Source organism: Longimicrobium sp. (assembly GCF_036399255.1).
Classification (GTDB): Bacteria; Gemmatimonadota; Gemmatimonadetes; order Longimicrobiales; family Longimicrobiaceae; genus Longimicrobium.
This window is the reverse complement of sequence record NZ_DASWNM010000024.1, coordinates 24,371-46,218: the sequence shown is the minus strand read 5'-3', so window position 1 is coordinate 46,218 and position 21,848 is coordinate 24,371. Positions and strand designations below refer to the sequence as shown.

Below are 21,848 nucleotides of genomic sequence, written 5' to 3'. Positions count from 1 at the left end.
GGGTACGGGCGTTGCGTAGGCGGAACCGGGAAATTCCCCCAGCAGGCCGGCGGGACGCGATCCTGTTCCGCAACTCGTTACAAGACCTTCCAATGGCACCAGCGGCAGTCGCGCGGGCACGCTACCAGGGGCTGGCTGCGGCGCGCAGGTGGACGCACGATCCCGCGCGCCCGCGCGAAAAGTTCTCGCTCAAGGTGGGCGACCGCCTGGGCGAGCTCACCATCATCGGCCACCTGGCGTGCGGGCGCATGTCGGAGCTGTACCAGGTGTGGAGCAACCGCCACTGGTGCGCGCTCACCGGCAAGGTGCTGCTCCCCGAGCACTACACCAACGGCGTGGTGCCCGTGGCGTTTCGCCGCGAGGCCGAGGTCCTCGAGAAGCTGCGCCACCCCAACATCGTGCGCCTGTTCGGCAGCAAGGAAGAAGAGGGGCGGCCGTACATCCTGATGGAGTACCTGGCCGGCCCCTCGCTGTTCGACGTGCTGGAGGGGCTGCCCAAGCGCCGTCTGCACACGCCCGACGCCATCCGCGCCATCATGCACGTGGGCGCGGCCATCCACTACCTGCACCGCTGCGGCTACCTGTACCGCGACCTCAAGCCCGGCAACATCCACCTGCGCGAAGGGGTGCCGGTGCTGCTGGACTTCGACGTGGTGCGCGAGATCGAGCCCATCCGCCGCCCCGCCGACCGCCTGGGGACGGCGCCGTACATGGCCCCCGAGCAGGTGCTCAAGGAGCCGCTGACGGCCGCTACGGACGTGTACGGGCTGGGCGCGCTGCTGTACGAGCTGGTGACGGGGCGCTGGCCCAACGAGGAGCCGGTCGAGGAGGACGAGGACGAGTGGAACGACTGGGATGACGAGGACGACGACCTGCCGGCGGCGCGCGTGGTGGAGCGCACGGCCGCGGCGGACCGCGACCTGACGCTGGCGGAGCTGGAGAAGCGCTATCCCCAGATCAAGCACCCGCCGTTCTCGCCCCGGTCGCACGTGTCGGGGCTGCCGAAGGATCTGGAGTCGGTGATCATGCGCGCGCTGCACCCCGACCCGGGCGAGCGGTACCAGACGGTGTCGGGGATGCTGGCCGCGCTGGCCCCCATGCTCAAGGGCCGCCACCGCATGTGGCCCGAGAACGCCCCCGTCGAGCGCCGGGCCGACACGGAGTCGCGGTAGGGGGGGCGGGGGCGGATCCGGCCCCGTCAGCACGCGGGTTGAAACAGCACGCGGGGCGCGGGAGATCGAACCCCGCAGCACGGTGGCGTCGTCTTCGGAGACGGTGGAGCGCGCCCGCCATAGCACGCGGGTTGAAACCCGCGGCTAGAAAGGCCAGAAGCCCCGTCTCGGCTCGCTACGCTCGCCGAACGGGGCTTCGCCTGCTCGCACGGGAAGGTCCGAGGCGCCAGGCCGGCGGAGGCGAGCACCGAACCCGGCGACGTGGACGATCCTTCCGCCGCGCCACACCTTCCAGTCCGCGAAGGCGGCCTTCGTGTGGTTGTTGCAGCGAATTCATTCGCCCTTGCAGCCCCTCGGCAGCCTCTGCAGCCCCTGCAAAAGCAAACGCAAACGCGCACCGCGGCCTCGGCCACGGTGCGCGTTTCAGTCCATCCCCCCGGTGTGGATCATCCGGAAGCGCGCCGGATCAACTCACGCACTCACGCACTCACGCACTCCCGCACTCTTCAGGGGTTCAGCCAGTAGCTCACCTTCAGCACCAGCACGTTGTCGGGCTGGGCGGCGAACAGGGCGCGGCGGTCGCGGCCCATCTGGAAGTCGCCCACGTACGGCGCAAAGTCGCTGCGCTCCTGCTGCCAGGCCAGGTACAGCGTGCTTCCCGGCCGCCACTCCCAGCGCAGCACGGCGTTGCCCCGCAGGCTGCGCAGGTTGAAGTCCAGGTTGGGGACGAAGAAGCGCGGCTGCCCCTCGCCCGAGCCCTGCGGATAGACGAAGTAGCCGCCGTCCGCATCTTCCAGGTCGCCCACGTCCTGGCCGTACACGCCGAAGTCGTACGTGCGCGGCCGCGCCAGCTCGGACGGGGTGCCGTAGTCGGCGCTGGCCAGGAAGGGCTGCGCGTACACCTGCAGCGACAGGTCGGTGGTGAACGTCACGTTCAGGCGCGTCTCCAGCGCCAGCGTGGCCTGGTCCAGCTCCGACAGCACGTAGCGCCGCCCGAAGGTGTTCACCGCCGCCGCGTCGGCGCGCGACGTGATGTACTGCGCGGCGACGTGCGTGCGCTGGTAGATGGGGGTGAGCGACAGGTTCCAGCGGGGCGAGGGCTTCAGCTGCAGCTGCGCCACCATCACGAGGTCCGATCCCCCCTCGTCGTCGTTGGTGTACTGGGTCTGGAAGAAGCCCATCACCGCCTTGCGGTCGTCCGAGCCCACCGCGCCCATCACGCGCCAGGAGCCCGGCCGGCGCGCCAGGGGGCCGCCCCGGGTCAGCTTGTCGTCCACCGTGCCGGGAAGCGTGGTGCCCGCCGTGAACTCGGCGAACCAGAAGTTCAGGAACTGCCCGTAGCCGTGCAGCTGGTAGTTGTTGTAGATGTGCTCGCCGTCGTAGTTCCACTCGTTGCGGGCGTAGCCGTCCAGCTGGTAGTTGCGGAACGTCCTGCCCGGCCGGTTCTCGACGTACGCCAGGGTGCCCTGCAGGTCCGCGCGGTTGGCGCGGTACTGAAAGCCCATGTCGTTCACGTCGTACCCGGGGGTGGTGGTGCCCACCAGCAGCGCCGGGCGCCAGTTGCGGCCGGGACGGTACGAAAGCTGGACCTCGGTCGACGCGCCGGTGAGCGAGGTGCGCGTGCTGTCGAAGCGCACCTCGTCCTGGTCGGGGCGCTGGAAGTAGTGGTACGACTGCAGCAGCTGCGTGCGGGCGATGGCCCGCCGGTCGCCCTGGATGTGGCTCCCCGAGACGAAGCCGCGCAGCTGCCACAGGCGGTTCTTCCACTGGTGGCGAAAGTCCATGCCGCCGTTGTACGCGGAGCTGTGCAGCCGGCTGCGCAGCAGGTCGTCGTCCAGGTTGCGGTTCACGGCGGTGAACATCCCGCCCACCACCGTCTGCCCCTGGCGCAGGTCGCGCCGCACGCGGCCCACGAAGTAGTTGCTCAGCGGCTCCACCGTCTGCCGCCCGCGCAGCGAGTCGCCCTCGGTGCCCACGTCCAGGAAGCGCGCCTCCTCACGCCCGGTCACGGCGTTCAGCAGCCCCACCGACCAGCCGCTCCGGGTGCGCCCCGACACCTTGGCGGCGCCCAGGATGCGCGTCTCCACCGGCACGTCGGCGACCGAGTAGTTGGCCGGCACCTGCGGCGCGCGCCCGATGCGGCGCGAGTAGAAGGCGCTGTTGCCGCCCCCCGTGCCGAAGTTGAAGATGTCGGCGCCCTCCACGAAGAAGGGGCGGCGCTCCTGGAACCGGGTCTCGATGGTGCTCAGGTTCACCTCGGCCGGGTCCACCTCCACCTGCCCGAAGTCGGGGTTGATGGTGGCGTCCAGCGTAAGGTCCGACGTGAGCCGGTACTTGAGGTCGGCGCCAAAGTCGGGGGTGTACTCGCGGTCGTCGCGGAAGGGGTTGTCGCCCCGCTCCACGTGCTCGGCCTTCATCAGCGTGTACGGCAGCACCTCGAGCCGCTTGCCCGTGCGCACGTCCGTGAGCCCCGTCAGGTGGCCAAAGCGGGGAATGCCGCCCGGCTGGCTGCGCGGGGTAAAGGCGAACACCGAGAACTCGCCCTTGCGGGCGATCTGGCGCTCCACCTGGATCCCCCACGTCTGCTGCGCGGCCGTGTTGAAGCGGATCTGGCTGAAGGGAATGCGCATCTCGGCCGTCCACCCGCCGCTGTCGACGCTGGTCTCGCCCGTCCACACCGGGTCCCACGAGTCGTCCTCGCCCGTTTCTTCGGAGCGGGTCTGGTCGCGCCGCACGCCCGAGGGGTTGAGCTCGAACCCGAAGGCGGTGCGGTGGTCGTGGTAGCTGTCCAGGATGACGGTGAGCCAGTCCGAGGCCTCCATGCTCATGTCGCGGCGGCCCAGGCGCGTGGTCACCGCGCCGGTGTCGTGCAGCCGCACGCCCACGTACAGCGCCTCGTCGTCGTACAGCACGCGCACCTCGGTGCGCTCGCTGACGGGCTGGCCCTCGGCGGGGTCCAGCTGGGTAAAGCTGGTGGCCGGGGTGGCGGCGCTCCACGCGGCGTCGTCCAGGCGGCCGTCCACGCGCACCGGGCCGGTGGCGCGCACGGCCCCCAGCACGGCGCCGCCGTGCGGGTCGGCGGCGGACGGGGGGGCCGCGGGCGTGCCCTGCGCCGCGAGCGCGGCGGGGACGGCGGCGAGCAGACAGGCAAAAGCTGCGTAACGCATGGGAAGACTGCGTTCCAGAGAGAAAAGGCGAAGGGGAGTGGCCGCCGCGCGGGCAGGGGACCGCGGCGGGGTGCTGCCGACGGACAAAAGGCACGGCACGCGTCTCCACGCACCGTGCGCATCGTATCTTGCGCCCAAATATCATCCAGAACGGCGCGTTGGACAAGGTGAAGAACGCGCCATTCCCGGAACGCAGACGGCTGCGACGGGAGGACGCCGCAGATGAAGGGCGGCGTGGACGCGCCCGAAGCCGTTCTCTTCGCGACGCGGTGCGTACAGAAAGGGGCCCCTCCCCCGGCCCCTCCCCGTTCGTTCCTCACGGAGAGGGGAGAATTCGATCGTGCTCCGGTTGGCTTGGGGGCGTCGGCGGGCGCCCCCTCCGGGCTCGCATGACTCGCCCACCTCCCCCAAAACTGCTGGGGGAGGTTGGGGGGTGGGGATGGGTCCCAGGCTCGACGACGGGATCACGCTGGCGCCCGACGGAGCCCCCTCTCCCCCGGCCCCTCCCCGTTCGTTCCTCACGGAGAGGGGAGAATTCGATCGCGCTCCGGTTGGCGTGGGGGCGGCGGCGGGGCGCCCCCTCCGGGCTCGCATGACTCGCCCACCTCCCCCAAAACTGCTGGGGGAGGTTGGGGGTGGGGATGGGTCCCAGGCTCGACGAACGGGATCGAGCTGACGTCCGACAGGCCCCCCTCTCCCCCGGCCCCTTTCCCACGCGGAGCGGGAGAAAGGGGAGAATTCGATCCCGCTTCGACGAGCCACCAGCGGGCGGCTTCCCCTCAACCCGCTACGTCGCAGGCACTCGCCCCCGCTCCACGGCCTCCAGTCCGCGAAGGCAGCCTTCGTGTGGTTGCTGCAGCGAATTCATTCGCCATTGCCCCGCTTACGGGTAGTGGCGGCGGAAGTCGTCGCTCACCTGGCGCAGCAGGCGCTCGACCGCGTCGGGCGAGGCGGGGAAGAAGAGGGTGTCGGAGAGCGAGTTCAGGGCGCCGCGCACGTCCTGGAAGCGGTCGGCGGCGCGGATGAACAGGTCGCCAAGGCCGTGGCGCAGGGCCAGGTCGCTGCCGGCGGCCATGCGGTACCCGGCGGCCCCCAGCTCGTCGTAGTACGAAAGCGGCGGCGCGCCGCGGCGCTGCACGCGGTGGGTGATGTGGTCGGGAAACACGCCGCCCAGCCAGAGGGCAAAGTTGCCCAGGTGCACGCGCAGCAAAAACTCGCGCTCGCCGCGGGCGCGCTCCAGCTCGGCCAGGATGTCGGCCATGTAGAAGAACGGCTCGCCCTGCCCCCCGTCCACCCGGTGCGCCCGGCCCGCCAGGGCAAAGTCCAGCAGCACGGCGGCGGTGTAGTCGGCCAGCTGCCGGTCGTGGATCTCGCGCTGCATGAGCGCGTGGCGCACCATCACGTAGAACACCAGCGGCGCCGGCGCCGTGCTGATGCCGGGGCCACGCACCAGCGCCCGCAGCACCGCCGGCTCGTCCAGCAGCGCGTCCAGCCCCTGCTCCCGCAGCCGCTCCTCGCCCCCCGGCCCCACCAGCGCCAGCAGCATCTCCGCCTCGCGCCGGCCGAACGACGCCCTCACGTTTGGCTTGATCATCTGCGCTTCTCCGCGAATCGGGTGTGGTTCCTCACATCGTACTACCAGCCCGCCCCGCCCATGGGTTCCACGCCGCCCGCCGGCCCGGTCCCGCAACCGGAATGCCGGAACTTCTGTAGTCGCGGCGGCGGCTCGCGCGGTGCTCCCCGGCGGATCCACGCGTCCGGCTTCCCGTGAAAACCTGGCCCGTGGACCGGGAATTCGTCACGTATCATTCCCAATACGCCAGCGGATGTGCTCTTCGTGCACTCTCACTGCGCAAGCCCTTGTGGCGCGTGCATTCTGATTTCTTCCGGGCACGTGCTTTGCGACAACAAGGCTTGCCACCAGGGCGCATTCCATGGGCCATTCCGTGTGAAATGCCGCCGCCGGTTCTCTTTCTCGAACACGCCGCATCATGCCTGATTCCTCCCTCCGCGCCGGCGGCTCCGGCCGCGCGCGGACGCCCGATCTGCTGTGTTTTTCGCACCTGCGCTGGAACTTCGTCTACCAGCGTCCGCAGCACCTGATGAGCCGCTTTGCCCGCGACCGCCGCGTCTTTTACTGGGAAGAGCCGGTGTTCGGCGCCGCCGAGCCGTCGCTGGAGATCAACCGCGGGGCGGAGGCGGTGACCGTCATCGTTCCCCACCTGCCGCACATGGACGGGGCCCAAGCCGAGGCGGTGCAGCGCCGGCTGCTGGACGGGTGGATGGAGGACGAGGGGATCGGCCGCTTCGTGGCGTGGTTCTACACGCCGATGGCGCTGGGATGGGCCGGGCACCTGGACCCGCTGGCCACCGTCTTCGACTGCATGGACGAGCTTTCCGCCTTTCGCTTCGCCCCCCCGCAGCTGCTGGCGCTCGAGGCGGAGCTCATGCGGCGCGCGGACCTGGTGTTCACCGGCGGCCAGAGCCTGTACGAGGCGCGGCGGGACCGGCACGCCAGCGTGCACCTGTTCCCCAGCAGCATCGACGTTCCGCACTTCGCCGCCGCCCGCGCGCCGCAGCCGGACCCGGCGGACCAGGCGGAGATCCCGCACCCGCGCATCGGGTTCTTCGGCGTGCTGGACGAGCGGTTCGACGCGGAGCTGGTGCGGGGGATCGCGGCGGCGCGGCCGGACTGGCACCTGGTGCTGGTGGGCCCCACGGCCAAGGTGGAGCTGGCCGACCTGCCCCACGGTCCCAATCTGCACTACCTGGGGCCAAAATCCTACGACGAGCTTCCGCGCTACCTGGCGGGGTGGGACGTGGCGGCGCTGTTCTTCGCCATGAACGAGTCCACGCGCTTCATCAGCCCCACCAAGACGCCGGAGTACCTGGCCGCCGGCAAGCGCACCGTCTCGTCGCCCGTGCGCGACGTGGTGCGCACCTGGGGAGAGGACGGGCTGGTGCGCATCGCCTCCACCGTGGAGGAGTGGGTGGGGGCGATCGAGGAGGCGCTGGCGGACGAAGGGCGCGACGCGTGGCTGCCGCGGGTGGACGCGCGGCTGGGGCGGGCGTCGTGGGAAAGCACCTGGGCGGCCATGGACGCGCTGATCGACGGCGCGGCGGATGGGCGGCTCGCGGAGCCGGCGCGGGAGATGGAGACGGAGCGCGCGGCGGAGCGCGGGATGGAGATGGAGCGCGCTACGGAGCGCGGTGGAATGGCCGCCTCGGCGGGGGACTGAATGTTCGACTACCTGATCGTGGGGGCCGGGTTCGCGGGGAGCGTGCTGGCGGAGCGGCTGGCGGCGGACGCGGGCAAGAAGGTGCTGGTGGTGGACAAGCGCCCGCACATCGCCGGCAACGCGTACGACGAGTACAACGACGACGGCATCCTGGTGCACCGGTACGGCCCGCACATCTTTCACACCAACTCGCGCGAGGTGTGGGACTACCTGGGCCGCTTTACCCCCTGGCGCCCGTACGAGCACCGGGTGCGCGCCAGCGTGGACGGCATGCTGCTGCCCATCCCCATCAACCTCGACACCATCAACCAGCTGTACGGGCTGTCGCTTACGTCCATGCAGGCGGAAGACTTCTTTCGCTCCGTGGCCGAGCCGCGCGACGAGATCCGCACCAGCGAGGACGTGGTGGTGAGCAAGGTGGGGCGCGAGCTGTACGAAAAGTTCTTTCGCAGCTACACGCAAAAGCAGTGGGGGATGGACCCCTCGCGGCTGGACGCGGCGGTGGCGGCGCGGGTGCCGGCGCGCACCAGCCGCGACGACCGGTACTTTACCGACACGTACCAGGCGATGCCGCTGCACGGCTACACGCGGATGTTCCAGAACCTGCTGTCGCACCCCAACATCAAGGTGATGCTGAACACCGACTACCGCGAGGTGGAGGGGCTGATTCCCTACCGCGAGGTGGTGTTCACGGGGCCGATCGACGAGTACTTCGGCTTTCGCTACGGAAAGCTGCCGTACCGCTCGCTGCGCTTCGAGCACCAGACGGTGGGGCGCGAGGTGTTTCAGCCCGCGCCGGTGGTCAACTATCCCAACGAGCACCCGTACACGCGCATCACCGAGTTCAAGTACCTCACGGGGCAGGAGCATCCCAAGACGAGCATCGTCTACGAGCACCCCTGCGACGAAGGCGATCCGTACTACCCCGTCCCCCGGCCGGAGAACGCGGAGATCTACCGGCAGTACAGGGAGCTGGCGGAGGAGACGGAGGGGGTGTGGTTCGTGGGGCGCCTGGCGACGTACCGCTACTACAACATGGACCAGGTGGTGGCGCAGGCGCTGACGACGTACAAAAAAATCATGGGCCGCAAGAATGCCAGATCCAACGGGCGCAGCCGGGTCCCGGACGCGGAGCTTGCGGCCACCTGAGCTGTGGGCCGGCGTGGAGTGCACCCGCAACCGCGTCGGCGACCGCTGGCTGGACCAGCTGGACCGCGGCGGCCACGCGGAGCGCATCGGCGACCTGGACCGCTTCGCCACGCTGGGGATCCGCACCCTCCGCTATCCCTTTCTCTGGGAGCGGATCGCCCCGGACGGGCCGGAGCGGGCGGACTGGCGCTGGGCCGACGCGCGGATGGAGCGGCTGGACGCGCTGGGGATGGCGCCGGTCGCGGGGCTGGTGCACCACGGCAGCGGGCCCGCGGGCGCGTCGCTGGAGAGCGGGCGCTTTGCCGAGGGGCTGGCGGCGTACGCGGGCGCCTTCGCGCGGCGCTATCCGCACGTGCGCGACTACACGCCGGTCAACGAGCCGCTGACCACCGCGCGCTTCACGGGCCTGTACGGCCTGTGGCATCCGCACGGCCGCGACGAGCCCACCTTCCTCCGCCTGCTGCTGGAGCAGCTGCGCGCCACCGTCCTGTCGATGCGCGCCATCCGCGAGGTCAATCCCGGCGCGCGGCTGGTGCAGACGGAGGACTTGGGAAAGACGCACGCCACGCGCAGCCTGGCCTACCAGGCGCGCTTCGAGAACGAGCGCCGCTGGCTGACCTGGGACCTGCTGTGCGGGCGGGTGGATGACCATCATCCGCTCTGGCCGGACCTGCTGCGCTGGGGGGCGGACGCGCGCGAGCTGGCGTTCTTTCGCGAGAACCCGATGCCGCCGGACGTCATCGGCATCAACCACTACCTGACCAGCGAGCGCTTTCTGGATACGCGGGTGCGCCGCTACCTGCCGCGCCAGCGGGGCGGCAACGCGTACCAGCGCTACGCCGACGTGGAGGCGGTGTACGTGCGCCGCGGCGGGCTGGCGGGGCCGCGCGCGCTGCTGGCGGAGGCGTGGCGCCGCTACGGCCTGCCGCTGGCGGTGACGGAGGTGCACCTGGACTCCACCCGCGAAGAGCAGCTGCGCTGGCTGGCGGAGGTGTGGGACGCGGCGCGGTCGCTGTCCGGGCGCGGCGTGGACGTGCGGGCGGTGACGGTGTGGGCGCTGCTGGGCACCTTCGACTGGAACTCGCTGCTCACCCGCGAGGCCGGGTACTACGAGCCCGGCCCCTTCGACCTTCGCGCGCCTGCGCCTCGTCCCACCGCGCTGGCGGCGATGGCGCGCCGGCTGGCGACGGGGGAGGGGGAGGCGCACCCGGTGCTGGACGGGCCCGGCTGGTGGCACCGGCCGGAGCGGCTGGCGTATCCGCCGTCCGGGCGCGCACGTCCCCCGGCGGGGGTGCGCGGCGAGCCGCGCGTGCTGGCCATCACCGGCGCCACGGGGACGCTGGGGCGCGCGTTCGCCCGCCTGTGCGCCGCCCGCGGCATCGCGCACCGCCTGCTTTCACGCGGGGAGATGGACATCGCCGACGCGGCGTCGGTGCGGGCGGCGCTGGACGGCATCCACCCGTGGGCGGTGGTGAACGCCGCCGGCTACGTGCGCGTGGACGAGGCCGAGGCAGAGCCGGACCGCTGCATGCGCGAGAACGCGGACGGCCCCGCCCTGCTGGCCGCCGAATGCGCCGCGCGAGGGCTGCCGCTGCTGACGTTTTCGTCGGACCTGGTGTTCGATGGAGCGAAGGGCGCGCCGTACGTGGAAAGCGACCCCGTGGCGCCGCGCAACGCGTACGGGCGCAGCAAGGCGGAGGCGGAGGCGCGGGTGCTCCATGCCCATCCCGGCGCGCTCGTCGTCCGCACCAGCGCGTTCTTCGGCCCGTGGGACGCGTACAACTTCGTGACGGTGGCGCTGCGCGAGCTGCGGGAGGGGCGCGCGTTCACCGCCGCGGACGACGCCGTGGTTTCGCCCACGTACGTGCCGGACCTGGTGCACGCCTGCCTTGACCTGCTGATCGACGGGGAGGGCGGCCTGTGGCACCTGGCCAGCCCGGGCGCGGTGACCTGGGCGGAGCTGGCCCGGCGGGCGGCGGCGCTGGCGGGGGTGGACGCGCGGCGGCTGCAGGCGCGGCCGACGCACGAGATGGGGCTGGTGGCGCCGCGCCCGCTGTACAACGTGCTGGGGAGCGAGCGCGGGTGGCCGCTGCCGCCGCTGGACGACGCGCTGGGCCGCTACGTGCGCGAGCACCCGTCGTTCGGCGAGCGGGCGAGGCCGCGGCGAACGCGCGGGATGATTGCGGCGGGCGGCTGAAACCCCGACCTTGACGGCGCGTACGGATGCCGACTTCCGCGATCCCGTCGTACCCCCCATGCCCGGAGTTCCGTCCATGAAGCGAACGCTTGCCGCCGCGCTGACCCTGCTTGCCGCCGCCTGCACCCCCGCCGCGCCGCCCGCGGACCCCATGCCGTCCGGGACCACCACGGCGCCTGCCGCATCCGCCGCGCTGAACCCCGTGGGCGTCTTCAACTTCCGGACGACCGTGAACGGCGGCGAGGTGACCGGCGCCGTGGAGGTCACGGGCACGGAGGGCGCGTACAGCGGCCGCATCCGCACCAGCATCACCCCCGACATCCCCATCACCGGCGTGCGGGTGATGGGGCAGGAGATGATCGTGACGGGCAACACGCCGGACGGGCCGCTGTCCATCAACATGACGTTCACCGCCAACAGCTTTACCGGCAGCTGGGCCCTGGCCGGCGACGGCGGCTCCCTCTCCGGCCAGCGCGCCCCCTGAGCCCGCGGCGGATGAGGGATAGATGACGAGCGGCCCCGATCCCTCACCGGACCGGGGCCGCTTGATGTATGTCGGCAGGGCCTGCAAGGGCGAATGAATTCGCTGCAACGACTACACGAAGGCCGCCTTCGCGGACTGGCGGATGTGGAGGTGGGGCGGGCCGCGGTGCGCGCCTCCGGTATCGCGGCGAGCCCCGCCACGTGCACGAGGCCCAAGGCTCACCCCGGGTCCTACAGCCCGCGAAGGCGGACTTTATGTGTTTGTTGCAGCGAGTTCACGAAGGCCGCCTTCGCGGACTGTCGGATGTGGAGGTGGGACGGGCGGTGGTGCGCGCCTCCGGTTTTGCGGCGAGCCCCGCCACGTGCACGAGGCCCGAGGCACACCCCGGACCCTACAGCCCGCGAAGGCGGACTTTATGTGTTTGTTGCAGCGAATTCATTCGCCCTTGCCGCGTATCATCCCCTCTCCAGGGGAATCCATTCCCCGCGGCGAGATCCGCATCATCCCCCTTCCATCGGCAATCCAGGGCCGCCCGGACGGCCTGCCCATCGTGCTTCTGGATTGCGGGGACCCCTCCCGGGGGCTACCCTGTGGGACCACTTCCGTCCCTCCCCCTCTCCTCACCAGGAGCCGTCCCCATGCTGTCAGGTAGCGCGCAGCCCGCACCCGCGGGCGTAAAGGGCTTCGATGCCAACACCGTAATCACCTCCGACCAGGCGCAGTCGTTCTGGGATGCCGGGTTCCGCTTCGCGCTGCGCTACGTGGGGCGCACGCAGATGGCCTCGCACGACCTGACGGCGGCGGAGGCGGAGATGCTGCTGTCGAAGGGGTTCGGGGTGATGCCCGTGCAGCACGTGTTGGGCGGGGAGTGGATGGCCACGGGCGACCTGGGCACCGAATACGGCGCCAACGCGGCAACGTTCTGCCAGCAGATCGGCTTTCCGCCGGGGGTGAACGTGTGGCTGGACCTGGAAAGCGTGAGCACGCAGGCGTCCGAGTCGGACGTGAGCGCGTACTGCCACAACTGGTATGCGCAGGTGGCCGGCGCCGGGTACGTGCCGGGTGTCTACATCGGCTGGCAGCCGGGGCTTACCGGGCAGCAGCTGTACGACCTGCCGTTCAGCCACTACTGGGCGGCGTACAACGTGGACGGCGTCTCCACGCCGCACCCGCGCGGCTACCAGCTGGTGCAGTCCAGCGGTTCCGGCCGCGTGGGCTCGCTGGATACGGACGTGTACGACGTGGATACCACGCACGTGGACGCCGAGGGCGGCCAGGTGCTCTGGCTGAAGCAGTAGCGGCGCCGGACGCGCGGGGGCTCATCCGGTGGATGAGCCTCCGCGTCTGCATCTCCATCCGCCGTCCCCGCCGCACCCGAACATCGTGACCGATCCCCATCCACCCACCGGCCCGCCGAATCCCGATCGATCCGCTTCTACCGGGTTGTGGGGCGCGCCGGTGCTGCCCGATTCGTCCGTGCCAGGCGCGCCGGTGCCGATCGCGCGGAAACGCTGGTGGCACCGCAGGCCGGACTCGCGCAAGACGCCGGACCGGCCGTGCCTGAACTGCGGCGATCCCACGGTGGGCCAGTTCTGCCCCACCTGCGGACAGCGAAAGGTGGACGTGCGCGTCTCGCTGCGCCGCATGCTGCGCGAGGTGATGGACGACCAGCTCTCGGTGAACTCTACCCTGCCCCGCACGCTGGGGGCGCTGCTGTTTCGCCCCGGGCGGCTGACGCGAGAGTACGTGCAGGGGCACGTGGTACGCTACATCCCGCCGTTCCGGCTGTACCTGGTGACCTCGCTGCTGTTCTTCGTGGCGCTGTCGTTCGTGGCGGACCCGGCGGACATGTCGGTGCTGGCGGTGGGCGAGGCGAACGAGGATTCCGTCCGCATCGTCCGCATCGCCGATTCGGTGCTGCTGGCGCACGCCCGGCAGAAGGGAGAGGACACGGTCAGGCTGGCGGCGGCGGCCCGGCGCTCCGGCTCCGCCGACCCCGGGAGCGGCATTCAGCTGGCCGGTGCGGATACCACGAAGGTGCCGGCGTTCGTAAAGCCGCTCATCCGCCGCATCGACGCCGCGGAGGAACGGCTGAACGCCATGCCCCGGCGCGAGGCGCTGCGGACGATGATCGCGGCGTTCGAGGACAATGCGCCGGTGGGCGTGTTCGTGATGATGCCGCTTTTCGCGCTGATCCTGAAGCTGCTGTACGTGCGCCGAAAGCGGTTCTACGTGGAGCACTTCGTGTTCGCGCTGCACGTGCACGCGTTCGCCTTTACCACCGCGGGGGTGATGATGATGGCGCGGCTGGGGGCGCTGAACCTGGTGCTGGCGGGGTGGTTCGTGCTCTACCTGTTCCTGGCGCTCAAGCGCGTCTACGGAGAGGGGGTCGTGCGCACCTTCGCGAAGTACGTCATCCTGGGCATTTCGTACACGTTCCTGCTGGTCTTTGGCGTCACCGCGACGGCGCTTCTGTCGGCTCTCTCGCTGTAGACGACTCGGCTGAGAACGCCTATCCCACCTCCACCACGCGGGCGGGATCGAACCCCGCGGCCGGCTCTTCGGGATAGCCGCGCTGGTTGCTGAGCACGCGCGTGCCGCCCATCTCGTAATCCACGCAGACGTGGGTGTGGCCGTGGATCCACAGAACGGCGCGGCCGTCCAGCAGCCACTCCAGGTCGCTGGCGTAGGCGGGCGTGACGGGGTGGTCCTGAAAGTGGGGATCCACGGAGCGCAGGCTGGGCGCGTGGTGCGTGACGATCACCGTGGGCCCGTCGAACGGCGTGTCGAGCCGCTCCACCAGCCAGCTCAGGCTCGCCGCGTGGGTCGCCCGCGCGTCCGCCGGGCGAAAGCGGTAGTACGCCGGGTCCACGCGGATCAGGCGAAAGTCGTTCATGGCGGCCTGCGCGGCGTGCATGGAGTTCTGCCGCTCGCCAAAGAGCTCGAAGTCCGTCCACAGCGTGCATCCCAGAAAGCGCACGCCGCCCACCACCGCCTCACCCTTCTCCAAGTAGCGGATGCCGGAGCCGCGCGCCGCCTCGGCCAGCTTGCGGTTCAGGCGCGGCGTGGACTCGCCGTAGTACTCGTGGTTTCCAGCCACGTACATCACCGGCCGGTCGGGAAACCACTCGCGCGCCATCTGGATGCCGCGCGTGCCGGTGCACGTGTCGCCCGCGAGCACCACCACGTCCGCGTCCGTCGCGGGTGGATGGAACGGCGCGAACTCGCAGTGCAGGTCGCTCAGGACGTGGATCTTCATCCAGGAAAGATAACAGACCCGGCAACGGCGTGTGGGCGGGGCTACGCGCGACCCGCGGGCGCCCCCTCCGGGCTCGCATTACTCGCCCACCTCCCAGGAGCGAATGAATTCGCCGCTGGAAAAGCGCGAAGTCCGCCTGCGCGGACTGTAAGGCTGGGATCGCGAATCGGCGAAGGAAATCGAGCCGGCGCGACGGGGCTCCCCTCTCCCGCGGCCCCTCTCCCCCGCGGAGTGGGAGAAAAGGGGAATTCGATGCCGCTTCGACAGGTGTTCGGGCGCGTCCGCCGGCGGCCCCCCTCTCCCAGCCTCTCCCCCATGAACTGCATGGGGGAGAGGAGAATTCGATCCCGCTCCCACGGGCTGTGGGTCGCGTCACCCTCCCCCGGGCAGTTTGCGGGGGAGGGCCGGGGAGGGGGGCGCCGGCGGACGCAGTTCGATCCCTGTCATGCGAGCCCGGAGGGGCGCCGCGGGTCGCGATGAAGCCGGGGGGGCACGATTCGGGCAGGCGCATCATCCGACCATCGATCCAATCCCGCTCCGCCGGTGCAGATGTCCGATTCCGCGGTTTCACGGGGGGTGCGCGCGCCCTCCGTTCTCATTCTGGCCGGGCTCACCGGCCTTTCGGCGCTCTCCATCGACATGAGCCTGCCGGCCATGCCGCAGCTGCAGCGCACCTTTGGCGCAAGCGTGGGCGCGGTGCAGCTGACGCTGAGCCTGTTCCTGGCGGGTTTCGCCATCGGCCAGCTGGCGTGCGGCGTGGTGGCGGACCGCATTGGCCGGCGGCCGGTGCTGCTGGCGGGGCTGGCGCTGTTCACCGTGGCCAGCCTGGCGTGCGCGTTCAGCCCGTCGCTTCCCGTGCTGCTGGCCGGGCGGCTGGTGCAGGGGCTGGGCGCCAGCGTGGGACCCATCCTGGCGCGCGCCATCGTCCGCGACTGCTTCAGCGGCGCGCAGGCGTCGGGGGTGCTCAGCCAGATCACGCAGGTGATGATCGCCGCGCCCCTGGTGGCGCCCACGCTGGGCGGGTTTCTGCTGGTGTGGCTGGGGTGGCCGGCGATCTTCATGACGCTGGCGGGGGCGGGGGTGCTGCTGTGGCTGATCTGCTGGCGCCGGCTGCCCGAGACGCTTCCCACCGCCGTGCGCCAGGCGGAGCGCCCCGCCCTGCTGCGCAGCTACGTCACCGTCGCCACGCACCCCGAGAGCCTGCGCCACGGGCTGACGATCTGCTTTTCGTACATGGGGATGTTCGCGTACATCAGCGGCTCGCCGTTCGTGCTGATCGACGGGTTCGGCGTGCCGCGCGGGCTGTTCGGCGTGCTGTTCGCGCTTCCCGCGCTGGCGCTGATGGCGGGTGCCACGCTCAACCGCCGCTGGGTGGTGCGCCTGGCGCCGGACCGGCTGCTGCGCCGCGGCGTGCGGCTGGTGTTTGGCGCCGGGGTGGCGCTGGGCGCGCTGGCGTGGCTGGGCATCGGCGGGGTGGCGGGGGTGATGGTGCCGATGATGGCGTACATGGTGGGGATGGGGCTGGTGCAGCCCAACGCGACCGCGGCCGCGCTGGCGCCGCACGGGCGCATCGCGGGCGTGACCTCGTCGCTCATCGGCAGCGTGCAGACGGCGGGCGGCGCCATCTCCGGCGCGCTGGTGGGCGCCTTCTACGACCACACCCCGCGCTCGCTGGCCACCACCGTGGCCATCGCCGGCGCGCTTACCCTGCTGGTGCACCGCGCCGCCCGCCCCCCGCGTGCGATGGCGGAGGAAGAGGCCGTGTCGCCGCCGCTGGCCGCGGAGGCGTGAGGGGGAACGCCCCCTCCGGGCTCGCATTACTCGCCCACCTCCCCCAAAACTGCTGGGGGAGGTTGGGTGTGAGGCTGGGAGTGGAGGATCGTCGAAGGAGATCGAGCCTACGCCCGACGGGGCCCCTCTCCCCGCGGCCGCGGAGGCATGAGGCGGGGCTACGTGCGACCCGCGGGCGCCCCCTCCGGGCTCGCATTACTCGCCCACCTCCCAGGAGCGAATGAATTCGCCGCTGAAAAGCGCGAAGTCCGCCTGCGCGCAATACCGTTCACTTTGTTTACCTGACGTGCTATATTGGGCTCACCACCAGCTTCTGGAGAGCCCATGGCGCGCACGAGCAAGCTTCGGCACGAAGGAGATCGGCTGACCGATCTCATCAACGTCGGGGTCCTGACGAAGCAGTTTCCCCTGGGTGAGATCAAAAGGGTTCTCGAGGAAACGGGGCGCAGCAGCAAGCGGCAGCGGGATCTGCCGGCGCACGTGATGATGTATTACGTGATCACGATGGCGCTGTATCGCCAGGAAGGGATGCGAGAGGTCCTGCGGGTCCTGCTGGAAGGCCTTGGCATCGTCCTGGGACTTGGGATCCGGCTGCAGGCCGCGGGCAAGTCGGGGATCTCGCAGGCACGCAGCCGGCTGGGGGAGGAGCCGTTGAAGCGGCTTTACGAGCAGGCGGTGAATCCGATCGCCACACCGAAGACGCAAGGGGCGTTCTACCGCGACTGGCAGACAGTGGCCATGGACGGCTCCACGCTTGAGGCGCCGGACACCCCGGCAAACGAGGAGGCATTCGGGCGGCCGCCGTCACCGTCTGGTGGGCAGAGCGCGTATCCTCTGATTCGTGTGGTTGGACTGGTGGAGGTGGGGACACACGTGCTGTTCGGAGCGGTCCTGGGTAGCTACGCCACGGGTGAGGTCACGCTGGCGCGCGAGGTGGTGCGGCACCTGCGGCCCGGGATGCTGTGCCTGGCGGACCGCTACTTTCCCGGGTACCCTCTCTGGAAGCAGGCGACCGAGACGGGCGCGGAGCTGGTGTGGCGTGTCCGGCAGGTGATCCACTTTCCGGTGGTGGAGCGGTTTCCGGACGGCTCTTTCCTGAGCTGGTTCCGTCCGCCGCGGGCAAAGAAGGGAGAGCCGAGGGGAGAGCCGATCCCGGTGCGGGTGATCGACTATCAGGTGGAGGGTCCGAAGCGGAAGGAAGAAACAATCCGCATCATTACCTCGATCCTGGACTGGCAGGCGGCACCCGCGGAGGAACTGGCGGAAGTGTACCACGAGCGGTGGGAGTTCGAGACGGCGCTGGACGAGTTGAAGACGCACATGCGCGGCGCGAGGACGGTGCTGCGCAGCCAGACGCCGGAACTGGTGCGGCAGGAGTGCTATGGCCTGCTGTTGGCGCACTTCGCGATTCGTGGGCTGATGCACGAGGCGGCGCTGAGCGCCGGACGAGACCCGGACCGAATCTCGTTTGTGCATACACTGCGAGTAGTCCGCCGAACCCTGCCGCGCTTCGCGGCCATTTCCCCCTCAGGACTGGGCGGAGCTGCACGCGATGGTGGTAGCCCAAATCCTCGAGGAGGACGTCGGGCCACGAAGGTCGCGTCAGGCAAAGCGCGTCGTGAAGCGCAAGCAGAGCAAGTACGCAGCAAAACGGCGAACGGACAGGAGCCAGAAAGTCCCTTGCGCCCACGTTGTAGTGCTTAGATGAACGGGATTGCGCCTGCGCGGACTGTAGGGCTGGGATCGCGGATCGGCGAAGGAGGTCGAGCTGGCGCCGACGGGGCCCCTCTCCCCCGCGGAGCGGGAGAAAGGGGAGAATTCGATCCCGTTTCGAAAGTCCGTTTCGGCGCGCTCAGCCGCCGAGCCTGCCTAGCACTGGGTTTTGTACGGATTGGTGCACGTCTCGGCGCAGCTTGCCGCCTCGCACGTGGCGCAGGGGAGGGTCCCGTACAGGCGTGTGGCGCAGGTGGTCGTGCCACACCCGGGCGTTGCGTGCGCCTCGACCGTTCCGCGCGTGACGTCGGGCTCCGGCTCGGTCGCGAAGGTCGTGACCTTCAGCGTCTCCACGTCGAGGCTGATCTTTTTCATCGGCTTCCTCCTGCAGGCGAAAAGAATCGGGAAAGGAAAATCCCGGATCAAGCTACGCCGCTGGCAACAGGCGACGCAATTGCGCCATCGCGCGCACTACACAAGAAGCCCTGCGGTTGGATCGTGGGGAACAATCCAACCTCCCCCAGCAGTTTTGGGGGAGGTGGCGAGCCTAGGCGAGCCGGAGGGGGCGCCCGCCGACGCGCTCGAAGCCCCGTAGCAGCGCGATCGAATTCTCCCCTCTCCGTGAGGAACGAACGGGGAGGGGCCGGGGGAGGGGCCCCCTGCCTTTCGCCGTGGCCCGCCGCGTGCCGGGCAACCCTCCGTCTCGCAAGTTCCGAAATTTCCCGGCGCACGGGCGCGGCACTGTCCGCAGGGTCCCGCGCGCCGCACGCAACCGGCAGCCACGGCACATGCTCGTCATTCAGCCCGACGCAAAGGGAGCCCGCCTGGAGCGCGCCCTCAAGGAAAAGATCCGGGGCGAGGTGCGCTTCGACGCCAAGAGTCGCCTGCTCTACAGCACCGACGCGTCGCTGTACCAGATCCTCCCCGTGGGCGTCGTCGTCCCCAGGGACGCGGACGACGTGGCGAGCGCGACGCGGCTGGCGGCCGAGCACGGCGTCCCCGTCCTTCCGCGCGGCGGCGGGACGGCGCTGGCGGGGCAGACGGTGGGGCCCGCGCTGGTGCTGGACTTTGGCAAGTACATGAACCGCGTGCTGTCCATCGACCCCGACCGACGGACGGCGCGGGTGCAGCCGGGGCTTCGTCTGGACCGGCTGAACCGCCACGCGGCGCCGCACGGGCTGCACTTTGGGCCCGATCCCGCCACCATCCGCCAGTGCTGCCTGGGCGGGATGATCGGCAACAACTCGTGCGGGGCGCGCTCGCTGGTCTACGGCAAGACCGGCGACCACGTGCACACGCTGGACTGCATTCTGGGCGACGGCGCGCATGCGCACTTCGGGGCGGTGGATCGGGATGGAATTCCGACGATGGCCGGAGTGGAGGGCGAGCTGGCGCGGCGGGTGATGGCGCTGCTGGAGCCGGAGCGCGCGCGCATCATCGATCGGTATCCCAAGGTGCCGCGGCGGGTGAGCGGCTACAATTTCGACGCCATGCTCGAGGCGCCGGAGCTGAACCTCGCGCACCTGATCGTGGGATCGGAAGGCACGCTGGCGACGGTGGTGGAGGCGACGCTGGGGCTGGTTCCCGTGCCGGCACACCGCGCGCTGGTGCTGCTGAGCTTCCGCGAGCGGTTCACCTCGATGGATGCCACGCCCTTCATCCTTCCCGAGCCCGGCCTTTCCGCGCTGGAGATCGTGGACAGCCGGGTGATGCAGGGCGCGCGCGAGCTTTTCGACTTTCGAGCGACGGCCGCGCTGGTGGCGGCGGACGCCATGGGCGTGCTGTTCTGCGAGTTCAGCGGCGAGACGGCGGACGAGGTGTCGGAGCGCGCGCACGACTTTGCCCGCCGCGCGCCGTCGCTGCCGGGGAATCCGGTCGCCGGCGTCTTTCTATCCGCCGTGGAGCAGAACGCGGCGTGGGCGCTGCGGCAGGCGGCGACGGGGCTGCTGTACCGAACGACCAGCCACCGCGACATCAAGCCGCAGGAGTTCGTGGAAGACACCGGCATCGCGCCGGAAAAGCTGGGCGCGTACACCCGCCGCTTCGAGGAGATCGTCGCGCGCAACGGGACGTCGCTGGGCTTTTTTGGGCACGCGGGGCAGGGATGCCTGCACATCCGCGTGGACCTGAACCTGAAGCGCGGCGAGGACGTGAGCCGGATGCAGCGCATCGCCCACGAGGTGGCGGAGCTGGTGGTGGAGTTCGGCGGGTCGCTGAGCGGCGAGCACGGCGACGGGCTGAGCCGCAGCGAATTCCTGCCGATCATGTTTGGCCCGGAGATCATGGACCTGCACCGCCGGGTAAAGCACGCGTTCGATCCGGAAGACCGCATGAACCCGGGCAAGATCGTGCCGCCCGTGCAGCGGATGAGCGAAAACCTGCGCTTTGGTGAGGACTATCGCGCCCATCCCCCGCAGACGTGGTTCGACTATTCGGAGGACGGCGGCGACTTTGCCGTGGCGGTGGAGAAGTGCAACGGGATGGGCGTCTGCCGCAAGCTGGACGCGGGGACCATGTGCCCCAGCTTCATGGTGACGCTGGAGGAGCAGCACAGCACCCGCGGCCGTGCCAACGCGCTGCGCGAGGCCATGAAGGGCAACCTGCCGGGAATGCGCAGCCACGAGGTGCTGGAGGCGCTGGACCTGTGCCTGGCGTGCAAGGCGTGCAAGACGGAGTGCCCCGTGGGCGTGGACATGGCGCGCTACAAGGCCGAGTTCCTGGCCCAGCACCACCGCGAGCACGGCACGGACCGCAAGGCGCAGTTCTTCGGGCGCATCCACGACGTGGCCAAGGCGGCCTCCGTCGCGCCCGGCTTCGCCAACTTCGGCAACCGCATGCTCTCCGGCGCCATCAAGGCGGCGGGCGGCATCGACCCGCGGCGCGAGATGCCGTCGTTCGCGCCCGAGCCCTTTCGCCGCTGGTTCCGCAAGCGCCGCGTGGTCCCTGGTTACGAGAAGCCGACGGTGATCCTGTTCGACGACACCTTCAACGGCTTCTTTGGCCCCGGCCCGCTGCAGGCCGCCGTCACCGTGCTGGAGCGCGCCGGCTTTACCGTAAAGCTGCCGCGCAAGCAGGTGTGCTGCGGCCGCGCGGCGGTGAGCAAGGGCCTGCTGGACCACGCGCGCGACCTGCAGACCACGCTGCTGGACACGCTGGCGCCCGAGGTAGAGGCGGGCGCGTGGATCGTGGGCATCGAGCCCAGCTGCATCCTCACCCTGCGCGACGAGCTGCCGGACCTGGTGCGCGACGGGCGGACGAAGGCGCTGGCCGCCGCGTCGGTGACGCTGGAGGAGTTCCTGGCCAGCCTGCCGGACTACCGCCCCGGCCGCCTGGAGCGCCGCGCCATCGTGCACGGCCACTGCCACCAGAAGGCGCTCGTCGGCATGGAGCCCACGCGCCAGGTGCTGAGCAAGGTGGAGGGACTGGAGTTCAGCATCCTGGACAGCGGATGCTGCGGGATGGCGGGCTCGTTCGGCTACGAGCAGGGCCACTACGAGGTGAGCCAGGCCTGCGGCGAGCGCGTGCTCTTCCCGGCCGTGCGCGGGACGGAAGCCGATGACCTGGTCGTCGCGCCCGGCTTCAGCTGCCGACACCAGATCGCCGACTTCTGCGACAACCGCCGCTCGGTGCACACGGCCGAGTTGCTGGCGATGGCTGGGTGAGCACAGCAGCCAACG

14 protein-coding genes are annotated in these 21,848 nt (G+C 70.4%); 10 read left to right on the top strand and 4 right to left on the bottom strand.

The genetic code is table 11. The features are described from left to right. The first annotated feature begins 92 nt into the window (after nt 1-92). The gene (locus VGC13_RS03785) at nt 93-1,172 is read left to right on the top strand and encodes a serine/threonine-protein kinase (protein WP_331123873.1); all 1,080 of its coding nucleotides are present in this window, start codon (nt 93-95) and stop codon (nt 1,170-1,172) included. A 506-nt stretch (nt 1,173-1,678) separates the two neighbouring features. Here VGC13_RS03785 and VGC13_RS03780 read toward each other — a convergent pair. Both VGC13_RS03780 and VGC13_RS03775 read right to left on the bottom strand, forming a co-directional pair. Next, nucleotides 1,679-4,339 carry a DUF5916 domain-containing protein gene (locus tag VGC13_RS03780; protein ID WP_331123872.1) on the bottom strand — a complete coding sequence of 887 codons (2,661 nt, stop codon included), beginning with the start codon at nt 4,337-4,339 and terminating at the stop codon, nt 1,679-1,681. An 883-nt stretch (nt 4,340-5,222) separates the two neighbouring features. Next, nucleotides 5,223-5,933, bottom strand: a complete 711-nt coding sequence (locus VGC13_RS03775; RefSeq protein WP_331123871.1) for a hypothetical protein — start codon at nt 5,931-5,933, stop codon at nt 5,223-5,225. Nucleotides 5,934-6,330: 397 nt separating this feature from the next. On the opposite strand from VGC13_RS03775, the gene VGC13_RS03770 reads away from it, so the two are divergent. The 6 genes from VGC13_RS03770 (at nt 6,331) to VGC13_RS03745 (ending at nt 13,901) form a co-directional block, all read left to right on the top strand. Continuing rightward, nucleotides 6,331-7,578: a glycosyltransferase family 1 protein gene (locus tag VGC13_RS03770; protein WP_331123870.1), complete on the top strand. Its 1,248-nt coding sequence runs from the start codon at nt 6,331-6,333 to the stop codon at nt 7,576-7,578. Next, the gene (gene glf / locus VGC13_RS03765; RefSeq protein WP_331123869.1) at nt 7,579-8,727 is read left to right on the top strand and encodes a UDP-galactopyranose mutase; all 1,149 of its coding nucleotides are present in this window, start codon (nt 7,579-7,581) and stop codon (nt 8,725-8,727) included. Continuing rightward, on the top strand, nt 8,672-10,924 hold the full coding sequence (locus VGC13_RS03760; protein ID WP_349264179.1) for a sugar nucleotide-binding protein: 2,253 nt from the start codon (nt 8,672-8,674) through the stop codon (nt 10,922-10,924). Before glf ends, VGC13_RS03760 begins: the two co-directional genes overlap by 56 nt. A gap of 76 nt (nt 10,925-11,000) precedes the next feature. Beyond that, nucleotides 11,001-11,408 carry a hypothetical protein gene (locus VGC13_RS03755; protein ID WP_331123867.1) on the top strand — a complete coding sequence of 136 codons (408 nt, stop codon included), beginning with the start codon at nt 11,001-11,003 and terminating at the stop codon, nt 11,406-11,408. 638 nt (nt 11,409-12,046) lie between these two features. Then, nucleotides 12,047-12,706, top strand: a complete 660-nt coding sequence (locus VGC13_RS03750; RefSeq protein ID WP_331123866.1) for a glycoside hydrolase domain-containing protein — start codon at nt 12,047-12,049, stop codon at nt 12,704-12,706. Between the two features lie 85 nt (nt 12,707-12,791). Continuing rightward, a complete protein-coding gene (locus VGC13_RS03745; RefSeq protein ID WP_331123865.1) occupies nt 12,792-13,901 on the top strand; it encodes a DUF3667 domain-containing protein in 1,110 nt (369 codons plus the stop codon). A gap of 19 nt (nt 13,902-13,920) precedes the next feature. Here VGC13_RS03745 and VGC13_RS03740 read toward each other — a convergent pair whose 3' ends face one another. Beyond that, the gene (locus VGC13_RS03740) at nt 13,921-14,667 is read right to left on the bottom strand and encodes a metallophosphoesterase (RefSeq protein ID WP_331123864.1); all 747 of its coding nucleotides are present in this window, start codon (nt 14,665-14,667) and stop codon (nt 13,921-13,923) included. 549 nt (nt 14,668-15,216) lie between these two features. On the opposite strand from VGC13_RS03740, the gene VGC13_RS03735 reads away from it, so the two are divergent. After that, nucleotides 15,217-16,458: a multidrug effflux MFS transporter gene (locus VGC13_RS03735; RefSeq protein WP_331123863.1), complete on the top strand. Its 1,242-nt coding sequence runs from the start codon at nt 15,217-15,219 to the stop codon at nt 16,456-16,458. Nucleotides 16,459-16,782: 324 nt separating this feature from the next. Then, nucleotides 16,783-18,162 carry an IS4 family transposase gene (locus VGC13_RS03730; RefSeq protein WP_331123862.1) on the top strand — a complete coding sequence of 460 codons (1,380 nt, stop codon included), beginning with the start codon at nt 16,783-16,785 and terminating at the stop codon, nt 18,160-18,162. A 165-nt stretch (nt 18,163-18,327) separates the two neighbouring features. Here VGC13_RS03730 and VGC13_RS03725 read toward each other — a convergent pair whose 3' ends face one another. Beyond that, the gene (locus VGC13_RS03725; protein WP_331123861.1) at nt 18,328-18,546 is read right to left on the bottom strand and encodes a hypothetical protein; all 219 of its coding nucleotides are present in this window, start codon (nt 18,544-18,546) and stop codon (nt 18,328-18,330) included. A 413-nt stretch (nt 18,547-18,959) separates the two neighbouring features. On the opposite strand from VGC13_RS03725, the gene VGC13_RS03720 reads away from it, so the two are divergent. Next, nucleotides 18,960-21,833, top strand: a complete 2,874-nt coding sequence (locus VGC13_RS03720; protein ID WP_331123860.1) for an FAD-binding and (Fe-S)-binding domain-containing protein — start codon at nt 18,960-18,962, stop codon at nt 21,831-21,833. Nucleotides 21,834-21,848 lie beyond the last annotated feature (15 nt).

Coding starts and splice junctions, on each gene's coding strand:
- VGC13_RS03760 (WP_349264179.1), top strand. CDS start 8,672: ATGCCAGATCCAACGGGCGCAGCCGGGTCCCGGACGCGGAGCTTGCGG.
- VGC13_RS03740 (WP_331123864.1), bottom strand. CDS start 14,667: ATGAAGATCCACGTCCTGAGCGACCTGCACTGCGAGTTCGCGCCGTTC.
- VGC13_RS03770 (WP_331123870.1), top strand. CDS start 6,331: ATGCCTGATTCCTCCCTCCGCGCCGGCGGCTCCGGCCGCGCGCGGACG.
- glf (WP_331123869.1), top strand. CDS start 7,579: ATGTTCGACTACCTGATCGTGGGGGCCGGGTTCGCGGGGAGCGTGCTG.
- VGC13_RS03785 (WP_331123873.1), top strand. CDS start 93: ATGGCACCAGCGGCAGTCGCGCGGGCACGCTACCAGGGGCTGGCTGCG.
- VGC13_RS03730 (WP_331123862.1), top strand. CDS start 16,783: ATGGCGCGCACGAGCAAGCTTCGGCACGAAGGAGATCGGCTGACCGAT.
- VGC13_RS03780 (WP_331123872.1), bottom strand. CDS start 4,339: ATGCGTTACGCAGCTTTTGCCTGTCTGCTCGCCGCCGTCCCCGCCGCG.
- VGC13_RS03775 (WP_331123871.1), bottom strand. CDS start 5,933: ATGATCAAGCCAAACGTGAGGGCGTCGTTCGGCCGGCGCGAGGCGGAG.
- VGC13_RS03720 (WP_331123860.1), top strand. CDS start 18,960: ATGCTCGTCATTCAGCCCGACGCAAAGGGAGCCCGCCTGGAGCGCGCC.
- VGC13_RS03725 (WP_331123861.1), bottom strand. CDS start 18,546: ATGAAAAAGATCAGCCTCGACGTGGAGACGCTGAAGGTCACGACCTTC.
- VGC13_RS03755 (WP_331123867.1), top strand. CDS start 11,001: ATGAAGCGAACGCTTGCCGCCGCGCTGACCCTGCTTGCCGCCGCCTGC.
- VGC13_RS03750 (WP_331123866.1), top strand. CDS start 12,047: ATGCTGTCAGGTAGCGCGCAGCCCGCACCCGCGGGCGTAAAGGGCTTC.
- VGC13_RS03735 (WP_331123863.1), top strand. CDS start 15,217: ATGTCCGATTCCGCGGTTTCACGGGGGGTGCGCGCGCCCTCCGTTCTC.